Origin of the sequence: Prosthecobacter sp., assembly GCF_044226605.1 — a bacterium.
In the GTDB taxonomy this organism is placed as follows: Bacteria; Verrucomicrobiota; Verrucomicrobiia; order Verrucomicrobiales; family Verrucomicrobiaceae; genus Prosthecobacter.
This window is the reverse complement of record NZ_JBGAGS010000001.1, coordinates 539,713-551,898: the sequence shown is the minus strand read 5'-3', so window position 1 is coordinate 551,898 and position 12,186 is coordinate 539,713. Positions and strand designations below refer to the sequence as shown.

Annotated in this window: 7 protein-coding genes; 6 read left to right on the top strand and 1 reads right to left on the bottom strand. The window is 58.4% G+C overall.

What is annotated here, in order from left to right; translation table 11 throughout:
* From ACILSO_RS01965 to treS, 3 genes are all read left to right on the top strand, one after another.
* A complete protein-coding gene (locus ACILSO_RS01965; protein ID WP_395735673.1) occupies positions 1 to 1,275 on the top strand; it encodes an MFS transporter in 1,275 nt (424 codons plus the stop codon).
* A 570-nt stretch (positions 1,276 to 1,845) separates the two neighbouring features.
* Complete coding sequence (xylA, locus tag ACILSO_RS01960; RefSeq protein WP_395735672.1) at positions 1,846 to 3,156, top strand: xylose isomerase; 1,311 nt, start codon at positions 1,846 to 1,848, stop codon at positions 3,154 to 3,156.
* 205 nt (positions 3,157 to 3,361) lie between these two features.
* Complete coding sequence (gene treS / locus ACILSO_RS01955; RefSeq protein WP_395735671.1) at positions 3,362 to 6,646, top strand: maltose alpha-D-glucosyltransferase; 3,285 nt, start codon at positions 3,362 to 3,364, stop codon at positions 6,644 to 6,646.
* A gap of 28 nt (positions 6,647 to 6,674) precedes the next feature.
* Here treS and ACILSO_RS01950 read toward each other — a convergent pair whose 3' ends face one another.
* A complete protein-coding gene (locus ACILSO_RS01950) occupies positions 6,675 to 9,044 on the bottom strand; it encodes a M1 family metallopeptidase (protein WP_395735670.1) in 2,370 nt (789 codons plus the stop codon).
* Between the two features lie 121 nt (positions 9,045 to 9,165).
* On the opposite strand from ACILSO_RS01950, the gene ACILSO_RS01945 reads away from it, so the two are divergent.
* The 3 genes from ACILSO_RS01945 (at position 9,166) to ACILSO_RS01935 (ending at position 12,178) form a co-directional block, all read left to right on the top strand.
* Positions 9,166 to 10,176 carry a sugar phosphate isomerase/epimerase family protein gene (locus ACILSO_RS01945; RefSeq protein ID WP_395735669.1) on the top strand — a complete coding sequence of 337 codons (1,011 nt, stop codon included), beginning with the start codon at positions 9,166 to 9,168 and terminating at the stop codon, positions 10,174 to 10,176.
* Positions 10,173 to 10,925 (top strand): TSUP family transporter, encoded by a 753-nt coding sequence (locus tag ACILSO_RS01940; RefSeq protein WP_395735668.1) that lies wholly within the window; start codon positions 10,173 to 10,175, stop codon positions 10,923 to 10,925. The genes ACILSO_RS01945 and ACILSO_RS01940 overlap by 4 nt, the downstream gene beginning before the upstream one ends.
* Positions 10,926 to 11,008: 83 nt before the next feature.
* Positions 11,009 to 12,178 carry a hypothetical protein gene (locus tag ACILSO_RS01935; RefSeq protein WP_395735667.1) on the top strand — a complete coding sequence of 390 codons (1,170 nt, stop codon included), beginning with the start codon at positions 11,009 to 11,011 and terminating at the stop codon, positions 12,176 to 12,178.
* The last annotated feature ends 8 nt before the right edge of the window (positions 12,179 to 12,186 follow it).

The window sequence follows — 12,186 nt, the reverse complement described above, 5'->3', positions numbered from 1 at the left end:
ATGTCCGATTCCAACAGCACCCGCCGCGTCGTCCTGGCCAGTTTCATAGGCACCACCATTGAGTGGTATGATTTCTTTCTCTACGTCACGGCTTCGGCGCTGGTGTTTGGGAAGCTGTTTTTCACCAGCATGGACCCCTGGGCGGCATCCATGGCGTCCTATGCGACGAATGCGGTGGGGTTCTTTGCGCGACCGCTGGGAGGAATCGTCTTCGGGCATTTTGGAGACAAACTGGGGCGCAAATCCATGCTGGTGACGACGCTGATGATGATGGGGCTGGCGACCTGCGGGATCGGCCTGCTGCCGACGTATGAGCAGGCGGGCATCCTTGCGCCGATTCTGCTGGTGGTGCTGCGTTTCATCCAAGGACTGGGTGTGGGCGGCGAGTGGGGTGGCGCGGTGCTGATGGCCGTGGAGCACGGCAAAGAGGGGCAGCGCGGGTTTCTCGCGAGCTGGGTGCAGGCGGGAGTGCCCATCGGGCTGCTGATAGCGACCGGAGTGTTTCGCATGCTGTCTTCGGTCATTCCCGAGGAGTCGTTTCTGGCGTGGGGCTGGCGCATTCCTTTCCTGATCGGCATGCTGCTGCTGGGGGTGGGCATGTTTATCCGTCTGCGCGTCATGGAGAGCCCGGTGTTTGCCGAGGAGCAAAAGTCGGGGAGCAAGAACGAGATGCCTATTCTGGAGGTGATCCGCAAGTATCCGCGAAATGTGCTGATCGCCATGGGAGCGCGGTTTGCGGAGAATGCGTTTTTTTACATCATCACGGCGTTTGTGCTCACCTATGCCACACTGCAGGCCGGATTTACCAAAGAGCAGGTGCTGCAGGCGGTGCTGATAGGATCGGCTGTGCAGTTCTTTGTGATCCCATTTTTCGGATGGTTGTCCGACCGGATTGGCCGCCGTCCGGTTTACATCGCAGGAACAGTCTTTGTGGCGCTGTTTGCGTTTCCGTTCTTCTGGCTGATCGACCTGAAATCCATTCACATGCTGTGGCTGGCGGTGACGCTGGGGCTGATCATTCACAGCGCGATGTATGGGCCGCAGGCGGCGTTCTTCTCCGAGCTGTTCGGCACGCGGGTGAGATACAGCGGGGCGTCGCTTGGGTATCAACTGGCATCACCGCTAGCGGGCGGACTGGCACCGCTGATCGCGACGGCGCTGCTGGATCAGAGCGGGGGCAAGCCGTGGACAGTGGCGGTGTATCTGATTGTCATGGCGGTCATCACTTTGGTGGCAGTGTGGCTGGCGGAGGAGACGAATCGGAAGGCGCTGTGAAACAAGCTGCTGAACTGCAATGTCGATGCTTGCGTCCTCACCAGTGTTTATAGCTGCAGACTGGCCCTATCGGGTCTTCTGGTTGCTTGCGCCTATCACCTTGTCGGTCGAGGCGCTGATCATGTGGCGCAGGCATTCCGAGTCTTTGAGGTTCAAAAAGGTCCTGGGTTTGATTGTCCTGGCGAATGGGGTGTCAAGTCTTGGTGGAGAGGCATGGTCAAGACTCAATCCGACGGTAAGTCTCTACAAACCATTGGGGGATCTCGAGGCTGAGGCCGCGTTTGCTGTTCTCGGGGTATGGGTGTTGGCCTCCCTGGTGGAGTATGGTGTGATCAGAGCTGTCACGACTCTGGCTGCTTTTAAATTTGCGCTTACCTCTGTCCTTATGAACTTGGGGAGTTGTTTGCTGGTGCTCGGAGTGGGGGAGTTCAGTCTGAAGGGGATGAAAAATTGGGTTGGATGAGTTCTTTCTGAAACAGCATGGTGTCCAATTTGGCCTAAAAAGTGTCCGCCTGAGTTCGACGAACCAGTTGCACAGCGGCGTGTTTCGTCTCCCTTGGCTCTCCTACCATGAACGACGCCTTCCCAGACATCCCCAAAATCCAGTACGAAGGACCCAAGAGCCGCAACCCGCTTTCCTTCAAGCATTACAACCCGGACGAAATCGTTGGCGGAAAGACGATGCGTTCGCAGATGCGCTTTGCCGTGGCCTACTGGCATGCGATGCGCAACTCGCTGTCCGATCCTTTCGGCGGCGGCACCGCCCAGCGCCCCTGGGATGACGGCAGCAACTCGGTGGCGAATGCACAGCGCCGCGTGTGGGCCTGCTTCGAGTTCATGGACAAGCTGGGCGTGGACTACTACTGCTGGCATGACCGCGACGTGGCTCCTGAACTCGCCACGCTGGCAGAGAGCAATGCGGCCTTTGACGCCGTGGCCGATGAGCTGGAAAAAGCTCAGAAGCAGACCGGTAAGAAGCTCCTCTGGGGCACCGCCTGCCTTTTCTCCCACTCACGCTACTGCCAGGGAGCCGCGACCAGTCCGAATGCCGGCGTGTTTGCCTATGCGGCCGCGCAGGTGAAGAAGGCCATGGATGTGACGCATCGCCTCGGCGGCGAAGGCTACACCTTCTGGGGTGGCCGTGAAGGCTACGCTACACTTTGGAACACAGACATGAAGCGTGAGGTGAATCACCTGGCGCGCCTGCTGCACATGGCGGTGGATTACAAGAAGAAGATCGGCTTCAAGGGCCAGTTCTACATCGAGCCGAAGCCACGTGAGCCTTCCACGCATCAGTATGACTCTGACGCGGCGGCCTGCCTAAACTTCCTGCGCGAGCACAACCTGCTGGAGCACTTCAAGCTGAACCTGGAAACCAACCATGCCACACTCGCCGGCCACACCATGCGTCATGAGATGCAGGTGGCGGTGGCGGCGAATGCGCTGGGGTCCATCGATGCGAACACCGGTGACACGCTCATCGGCTGGGACACCGACCAGTTCCCGACGAACATCTACCTGACCACGGAGATCATGCTGGAAGTGCTGAAGATGGGCGGCCTGACCACGGGCGGCCTGAACTTTGACGCGAAGTGCCGTCGTGAATCCTTTGAGCCTGTGGACCTCTTCCACGCGCACATTGGCGGCATGGACGCCTTTGCACGCGGCCTCAAGATCGCGCATTCGATGATCGAAGACGGTCGCATCGACGCCTTCATCAAGCAGCGCTACAGCACGTTTGACAGCGGCATCGGTGCGAAGATCGAGAAGGGCGAAGTGGGCTTTGCCGAACTCGAAGCGCACGTCCTCGCCAATGGCGAGCCTCTGCTGGGCAGCGGCCGTCAGGAGATGATGGAAAACCTGGTGAACGACTACCTGTAAAAGCGGAAGTCCTGCAAATAATCAAAGCACATGATGAGGCGGCCCGAAACGGCCGCCTCATTCACATGCAAATGCGCGTGTGTGAGCGATTCGCCTGATGCAGTGCTCAGGTATCACCCGGCCTGAGGCATCGGGTTTCGCAGGAGATGTGCTGGACCGAGCCAAGGGGCCTTGCATCCTGGGAATGGCTGCTGAAGCTGCCGCCATGAGTGATCCCCTTTGGTTTAAAGACGCCATCATTTACCAGCTGCATGTACGGGCTTTTTGTGATGGAGACGGAGATGGAATTGGCGATTTCCGCGGCCTGATTTCGAAGCTTGCCTATCTGGAGCAGCTCGGTGTGACCGCCCTATGGCTGCTGCCATTCTATCCATCCCCCTTGCGTGATGACGGCTACGACACGGCGGACTACATGGCGGTGAACCCGGTGTATGGAACGCTGGCGGACTTTCAAGAGTTTCTGGATGAAGCACACCGGCGGAACATGAAAGTGATCACGGAACTGGTGCTGAATCATACCAGCGACCAGCATGCGTGGTTTCAGCAGGCACGGCGCGCGAAGCCGGGGTCTCCTGAGCGTGAGTTTTATGTCTGGAGCGATACTCCGGAGCCGTATCGTGAGGCGCGCATCATCTTCAAAGATTTCGAGCACTCCAACTGGGCCTGGGACCCGGTGGCAAACGCGTACTACTGGCATCGTTTCTACTCGCACCAGCCGGACTTAAACTGGGACAATCCGGAGGTGGAGAAGGTGATGTTCAAGACCATCGACTTCTGGCTGGGGATTGGGGTGGACGGACTGCGCCTGGATGCCGTTCCGTATCTCATTGAGAGGGACGGAACGAACTGCGAGAACCTTCCGGAAACACACGCCATCCTGCAGCGGCTGCGGGCCCATATTGACCGCCATTTCCCCAACCGCATGCTGCTGGCGGAGGCCAACCAATGGCCGGAGGAGGCGGCGGCGTACTTTGGCAAGGACGGGGATGAATGCTCGATGGCCTTTCACTTTCCTGTGATGCCGCGGCTCTTCATGGCGCTGCAGATGGAGGACCGGTTTCCCATCATTGACATCCTGGAGCAGACGCCTGCGATCCCGGCGAACTCGCAGTGGGCCATGTTTTTGCGCAATCATGACGAGCTGACGCTGGAGATGGTGACGGACGAAGAGCGCGACTACATGTACCGCGTGTATGCGGCCGACCAGAGGGCGCGAATCAACCTGGGGATCCGCCGGCGTCTGGCACCGCTGCTGCGCAACAGCCGGAGGAAGATCGAGCTGCTGAATGTGCTGCTGCTCTCCCTGACTGGGACGCCAATCATTTACTACGGTGATGAAATTGGCATGGGGGACAACATCTACCTGGGCGACCGTAATGGAGTGCGAACACCGATGCAGTGGAGCATGGACCGGAATGCGGGTTTTTCTCGAGCGAATGCTCAGCAGCTCTATTTCCCGGTGATCATTGATTCAGAGTATCACTATGAAGCGGTGAACGTGGAGACGCAGGAGTACAACCCCTCGTCGCTGCTGTGGTGGACACGCCGCATTGTGGCCATGCGCCAGCGCTTCAAGGCGTTTGGACGTGGGACGATGGAGTTTCCGTCTTCGGACAATCCGAGGGTGCTCGCTTTTGTGAAGGAATACGAGGGCGAGAGAATCCTGGTGGTGGCGAATTTGTCCCGCTTTGCGCAAGCGGTGGAACTGGGCCTGGCGAAGTGGCAGGGGCTGAGGCCGGCGGAAGTCTTCAGCCAAAATCGTTTTCCGGTGATCGGCACGGCGCCGTATTTTCTCACCATGGGGCCGCATGATTATCTGTGGCTGACGCTGGAGGTTGTGGCGGACCCACAGCGGATTGGGGAGAACTTCACGCCGCCCGTGATTGAGCTGGCGCCCACGTGGGCGAACGTCGAAACAACGCTGCACAGCCATGCCTTCACAGAACACACGCTGCCGGACTGTCTGCAGCATTGCCGCTGGTTTGGCGGCAAGGCGAATGCGATACGGAGTGTGCAGGTGCAGGAGACGGTGCCGCTGGGATCTGATGCAACGGGTGCGGATGCCGGCAGGCTGGGGTTGGTGCAGGTCAATTACTTTGCGGTGGCGCCAGAGACGTATCTCCTGCCGCTGCAACTGACCACCTCAGGGCAGGGGACCGAGTCTGTGATTGCGCGGTTCGCCTCCGCTGAAGGCGAAGGGGTGCTGATAGACGCGCTCGATGACGATAACTTCCGCTCCGCACTGTTTGAAATCATTCTGCGGGAAAAGCGAGTGCGTGGCGGATCGGGCGAACTCGCTGGAGCCTGTGCTGAGTTGCTCAAGGCGCAGGCGGGAGAGCTGACGCTGCCGTTGCCATCGCGGGCTTTGCGTGCTGAGCAGAGCAATTCCTCGATTATTTACGACGGCCGCTATTTCCTGAAAGTGTATCGCAAGGTGGAGGCGGGACAGAACCCGGATGCTGAAGTGCTGCGCTTCCTGAGTGAAAGGCAAAAATTCCCGAATGTTCCAGCCTATTGCGGAGCGATTGAGCACCGGGTGCGCGGCTCCGAAGCCCGAGTCCTGGCGCTGCTGGTGGCGAACGTGGCGAATGAGGGCGATGCCTGGGAGTACACGCAAGGAGCTCTGGGGCGCTACTATGAGCGTGTGCTGACGAACGAGCGCGTGCTCGCCCTGCCGCCGGGAAGCACCGAAGGGCTAACAGCGGACCTGACCGATGAGATTGTTGGCGGCGTTTACCCAGAACGTGTCCGGCAGCTGGGAGAGCGCACGGCCCAGATGCACCTGGCACTGGCGGCCGATCCTGACGACCCGAACTTTGCTCCGGAATCCTTCACAGGGTTGTATCAGCGCTCGCTCTATCAATCCATGCGCTCCGGAACGAAGCGCATGGCTCAGCTTCTGCAGCAACGCCTGACCTTTCTGCCTGAAGCGTACCAGGCAGAGGCCGCGGCGCTGCTTCAGCGCCAGGCTGAAATCCTCAGCCGGCAGGCAGGGCTGCTCACAAACAAGGTCAATGCCACGCGCATCCGCAATCACGGGGACTATCATCTCGGACAGGTTCTAAACACCGGGCGAGATTTTTGCATCATCGACTTTGAGGGCGAGCCGGCACGGCCGCTGAGTGAACGGCGCATGAAGCGCTCTCCGCTGCGCGATGTGGCGGGCATGCTGCGCTCATTTCATTATGCCGCGTATACGGCGCTCGACCGGCAGCCCGGGGTGAAGGCCGGAGAGTGTGAAAACCTGGTGCGGTGGACGGAGATCTGGGTGAGGACGATCAGCACCCATTTCCTGGATGCCTACCTCAGCGCCGCGAAGGGAGCCTCATTCCTGCCAGATTCCGAAAAAGCGCTGAAGGTGCTGCTGGACGCTTTTCTGCTGGAAAAAGCAGTGTACGAAGTCTGCTACGAACTCAATAACCGGCCGCAGTGGGCACACGTGCCAGTCCGCGGCATCGCTCAACTGCTGGACGGCGGGCCGCCTGTGTGAATGATGGCGGCCCGAAGATGAGGAGGTTTTATTTTTTCTCTTCGTCCTTCTCCTTGTCGTTCTTCGCGTCCTTCTTTTTGTCCGCCTCCTCCTTCTCGGGCTTGGTGAGTTCGCGCATGGGGTTCGCAGGCTTGTCTTCCTTGTGGAGCTGGAATTTGCTCTTCACGGGACGGCGGGGCCAGTAGTTGTTTTCGATGTCGGTGTCGACGAGTTCCTGGCGGGGGTCGAAGGTGACGGATTTGAGCTCCTTTTTGGTGAAGAGCATTTTGGCGGCCTTCTCGGTGTTGAAGCGCCAGATTTCGGCGGGGAGCTTGATCTCTTCGGTGCTGCCGTCGGTGTATTCGACTTTTAGGATCACGGGGGTGACGAGGCCGCCCACATTGCTAAACTCGATGAGGTAGAAGTTGTGCTTGGTCTGGAGGAGGGCGGGATCGATCTTCTCCTCCTTGAGCTCCTTGATGAGGGATTCGAACTTTTTCTTCTCGCTCGGAAGGACGGTGGCCTTGTCGTAGCTGTCGTAGAAGTCTTTGAGCTCGGGGTAGCGGTCGATGCGCTTGGAGAGGGAGTAGTTGCGCTCGCGGGTGGTTGTTTTTGGGAGATCGTCTTCTTCCTTTTTCTTCCTGGGTTTCTCGATGGCGGGATCGCGCGAGTCGAGCTGCAGCCACTTCACTTCATCGATGGCGATATCGACGTGGTCGGTGCTGTAGAACCAGCCGCGCCAGAACCAGTCGAGATCGACGCCGCTGGCCTCCTCCATGGTGCGGAAAAAATCTGAAGGGGTGGGGCGCTTGAACATCCAGCGTTTCGCGTAGGTTTTGAAGGCGTGATCGAAGGCTTCGCGGCCGAGGATGTGCTCCCGTAGGATGTTGAGCGCGACGGTGGGCTGGCCGTAGGCATTGGGGCCAAGGTCGGCGATGGATTCGGAGTTCGTCATGACCGGCGCGCGGTCCTTGAGACGCATGTAGTCGGTCATCCCGCGCTCGTTACGGCGGTGTTTCCAGTCGTTTTCCCATTCTTCTTCGGTGAGGAATTCGACGAAGGAGTTCAGCCCTTCGTCCATCCAGGTCCACTGGCGTTCGTCGCTGTTCACGATCATGGGGAAGTAGTTGTGACCCACCTCATGAATGACCACCCCGATGAGGCCGTATTTGGTCCGTTCAGGATAGGTGCCGTCTTTTTCCGGACGAGGACCGTTGAAGCAGATCATGGGGTATTCCATGCCGCCAATGGGGCCGTTCACCGACCATGCCACCGGGTAGGGGTACTCAAAGGTGTAGCGGGAGTAGGTCTGGATGGTATGGGCGATGGCGTGGGTGGAATATTTATCCCAAAGCGGCATGCCTTCCTTGGGGTAGAGGGACATGGCCATCACCGGCTTGCCTTTCACGTTGGCGCCCTCCACGGCCATGGCATCCCAGACAAATTTACGCGAGGAAGCGAAGGCAAAGTCGCGGACGTTGTCGGCCTGAAAAATCCAGGTCTTCCTGCCTTTCGGTTTGCTCTTTTCAGCCGCCTTGGCCTCATCCGGTGTGACGATAAACAGAGGTTTCTTTTTCTCGCTCTCGGCTTGTTTCAGTCGGTCGCGCTGGGTCTGGGTCAGGACTTTCTCAGGATTTTGCAGGGTGCCGGTGGCGGCCACAATGTGATCGTCTGGTGCGGTGAGGCGCACGGTGTAGTTGCCGAATTCCAGCGTGAATTCGCCAGTTCCGAGGAACTGCTTGTTGATCCAGCCGGCATAGTCGGTGTAGGCGGCCATGCGCGGGAACCACTGCGCGATGGTGTAGATGGTGTTGCCGTCTTCCTTGAAAAATTCGTAGCCGGTGCGTGCATTGATGCGCTCACAGTCGTTGATCGGATAGTTCCACGCAATTTTGAAAACGAAATCGGCTCCGGCGGCAAGAGGCTCGTTCAAATCGAGACGCAGCATGGTTTTCACCACGGCGTGAGGCAGTTCCTTGCCCTTGGCATCGGTGAGCTTGGTGATCTTCATTTCGCCATCGTAGTTTTCGTAGGCCAGCAGGCGGTCGAGGGCGGAGTAAGTGATCTTGCCGGGATCGATGCCGCGCTTGGTGTTTGGTACGGAGCGGGAGTCGGCGTTATGAGAGAAATAGTTCTGGTCAAGCTGCACCCAGAGGTAGGTGAGCGGATCCGGCGAGAGATTGTGATAAGTCACGGTGGCCTCGGCTGTGATGAAGCGCTTCACGTCGTCGAGCTCCACATCGATGTCGTAGTCGGCGCGGTTCTGCCAGTAACCGGTGCCCGGTGCCCCCGAAGCGTTGCGCTGCGCGGAGGGCGTCGGGATCGTCTGATCAAGCTGCTGAAATTTGCCGACGGGTGCGCCGGATTCTGCGGCTGCGAGGGAAAAGACGGCGAAAAAGGCAGGGATGAGCAATTTCATGAGGAGGGCGATTTTCCAAATGCCGGCTCCAAAGGCAAGCTCATCCTGCTCACCTGATCTGGCGATGGGCTTGGAATTTCTTCCGCTTGTCTTCGTATCCTGCTTCTGATTGCATCCGACTATGACTCCACCCTCCGAAACACTCTCCCGGCGTGACGCCCTCAAAGCCACGATCGCCTCCGTAGGACTCAGCGCCCTGGCCTTTGAGCCCATCCATGCGGTGCCTGCTGCTGCGCCGGATGCGCGGCGAGGAGCGGTGAAAAAGTACAACATGCTGAAATCGATCAACCTGTGGGCTTTTCCATATCCGGAGCGTATGACGCTGCGTGAATGCATGCAACTGGCCAGGGACGCGGGTTTCGACGGCATCGAGCTGAACTACGACCTGGACAATGACCTCTCTCCTAAACACGGCACGGCGGACTATGTGAAGATCCGCAAGATGGCCGATGAAATTGGCATTCAGATCAGCGGGCTGTGTTCTTTCCTCTTCTGGCCCTATCCGCTGACGAGCAATGACCCCGCGAAACGTGCGCAAGGCATGGAGCTGGCAGGAAAGATCGCCCAATGTGCGCATGATCTGGGCGTGGAGAATGTGCTGGTTGTGCCTGGGGCGGTTCACATCCCCTGGCGCACGGATCATGAACCCGTGGCGAATGATGTGTGTGACCAGCGCGCGAGGGAAGCCGTGGGGCAGCTGGCCAGGCAGGCGGAGAAGCTGAAAGTCTGCCTCAACATCGAGAACATCTTTTTCAACGGCTACCTGATGACGCCGATGGAGATGAACTCCTTTGTGGACAGCTTTGGCAGCGAGCATGTGCGCGTGCATTTTGACACGGGGAACATCAGCATGTTTCAGTTTCCCGAGCACTGGGCGAAGGTGCTGGGCAAACGCACGAAGAATGTGCATTTGAAGGAGTTCACCAAAAAGGGCACCGATTTCAGCCTGGAGACCTTCCGTCCTCTGCTGGATGGCACCACGAACTGGCCTGCAGTGACGGATGCGCTGGCGGACACCGGATATGAAGGCTTCCTCACGTTTGAATACTTCCATCCTTACGCGCACTATCCAGAAGCGCTGATTTATCAGACGTCGGACTCGCTGGATCGGATTTTGGGCCGCAAAGCATGAGCTGGGAGACGATCATTCTCCTGTTTTTGGCGGGGCTGAGCGCGGGATTTATCGATGCCGTCGCGGGTGGCGGCGGGCTGATTTCGGTGCCTGCGCTGCTCTGGGCAGGACTCCTGCCGCAGATGGCGCTGGGCACGAACAAAATGCAGGCGGTCTGGGGAACGCTGATGGCGGTGCGGAAATATGCCAAAGCTGGTTTCGTATCGTGGTCGCAGGTTCGCTTCACCGTGCTTGTCACTTTTGTCTCGGCGTGTCTGGGGACTTGGACGGTGACGCATGTGAGCAATGAGATGCTGAAAAAAATTGTCCCGTGGATGCTGCTCGGAATCGCAGTCTATGTCCTGCTCAGCCCGGGGCTGGGGAAAACAGCGGCCAAGGCGCGGCTTGGGCTAGGATCCTTTGCATGCCTGGCGGGGAGCGTGCTCGGTTTTTATGATGGATTTTTCGGACCTGGCACTGGCACGTTCTGGACGCTGGCATGCATCTCCCTGCTGGGACTGGAACTGACGCGAGCAACGGCTTTTACGAAGGTGGTGAATCTGACCAGCAATGCGGCATCGCTGCTGGTTTTTGTGTTCAGTGGCAGGGTGAACTATGAGATTGCCGTTGCGATGATCGCAGGACAGCTGATTGGCGGGAGGCTCGGCGCTGGCATGGCCATCCGCCATGGCGCGCCGTTCATCCGCGTCATTTTCATCAGCGTGGTGCTGGCGATGGTGGCGAAGCTGCTGTGGGATCAGTTTGCATAACGGAAAACAAGTTTCGCTGAATCCATCTGAAAGCGCAGGCCGTATTTGCCTGACACTCTCTTCCGCCTATGATCGCCGCTTCCATGTCCACCGTCCAAACCACAGCCCAAGGGCGTCAGTTTCCTAAATTCGATCTCTCACGCCTTCTTGGCACCGTGTTCAAGCCTACGTTTGGGCGGAAAATTTGCATTCTCATTGATCTGCCGGATCTGGCGGAGGCGAAGGACTATGCGTTTCTGAACAACCCGGCGCGTGCCATCCAGAAACGTGCGCATGAGCACTTTTACCTCGGTCTGAAAAACGGCGTGGCCGAGGAGCTGGCGCTGCAGGGCGGGGAAATGTATGCCTACCAGCAGACGACGGGCAGCAATCTGGACCTGCCTGACCTTTGTGTGGACATGAGCGGCAAGGAGCTGAGCCTGGAAAAGGATGTGTATTCAAATTACGACATCATCCTCTGCATTTCGACTTTCTCCGCCACCGCTCCGCTGACAGCGTTCGCGAAACAGTATGGCTTCCGTGGTGCCACGCTGCATGGTGTTAATGATGTCATCCTGAATTCCGGTCTTGCGGTCGACTATGAAGTGGTGAGCAAGGACGCTGAAAAGCTTCGCAAGGCGATGACGCGTGCAGATGCGGTGGAGATTGATTTCACGGTGGAAAACGGACCCGACATGACCGTGCGCCTGGAGCTGAGCCAGCAGGAAGCGCAGAAAAGCCACGGCCTCTGCCAGGGGGATGCGCCTGACATTGCCAACCTGCCGGCGGGAGAGGTGTATTTTGTGCCCACGGGTGCGGAAGGGACCTTCCCGCTGAAGTATGAGGACGGCACGCTGGGCAAACTCACTGTCACCGGCGGCTGCATCATCAAAGCGGAGCTCATTGCTGGAAACCAGAAAACAATTGATGAACACAATGCCAAACTGGCGGATGACCCGATGACAGGAGTTCTGGGCGAGCTGGGTTTTGGCACGCAGGTGCTGCCGGTTTCTGGAGCGGACATTCAGGATGAAAAAGTGCTCGGCACCTGCCATCTTGCCACCGGACGTGACGACCATCTTGGCGGGCACATCACGCCGCAGAAGTTCAAGCGTCATCAAAACGCCACGCATGACGACATCCTGTTTGCGCCGCACAAGACACCGAATTTTGACATCAAGCAGACACGCATGTTCCGCGATGGCAAAGTCACGGTCTTGAATGAGCACTTCCAGCCCTCGAAGTATCTGCTGGAAGCACTCGCCGCCGAATAGCCTGACGG

What these genes read in the sequence shown, in the direction of transcription:
- ACILSO_RS01965 (WP_395735673.1), top strand. Translation starts at nt 1, where the DNA reads ATGTCCGATTCCAACAGCACCCGCCGCGTCGTCCTGGCCAGTTTCATA.
- xylA (WP_395735672.1), top strand. Translation starts at nt 1,846, where the DNA reads ATGAACGACGCCTTCCCAGACATCCCCAAAATCCAGTACGAAGGACCC.
- treS (WP_395735671.1), top strand. Translation starts at nt 3,362, where the DNA reads ATGAGTGATCCCCTTTGGTTTAAAGACGCCATCATTTACCAGCTGCAT.
- ACILSO_RS01950 (WP_395735670.1), bottom strand. Translation starts at nt 9,044, where the DNA reads ATGAAATTGCTCATCCCTGCCTTTTTCGCCGTCTTTTCCCTCGCAGCC.
- ACILSO_RS01945 (WP_395735669.1), top strand. Translation starts at nt 9,166, where the DNA reads ATGACTCCACCCTCCGAAACACTCTCCCGGCGTGACGCCCTCAAAGCC.
- ACILSO_RS01940 (WP_395735668.1), top strand. Translation starts at nt 10,173, where the DNA reads ATGAGCTGGGAGACGATCATTCTCCTGTTTTTGGCGGGGCTGAGCGCG.
- ACILSO_RS01935 (WP_395735667.1), top strand. Translation starts at nt 11,009, where the DNA reads ATGTCCACCGTCCAAACCACAGCCCAAGGGCGTCAGTTTCCTAAATTC.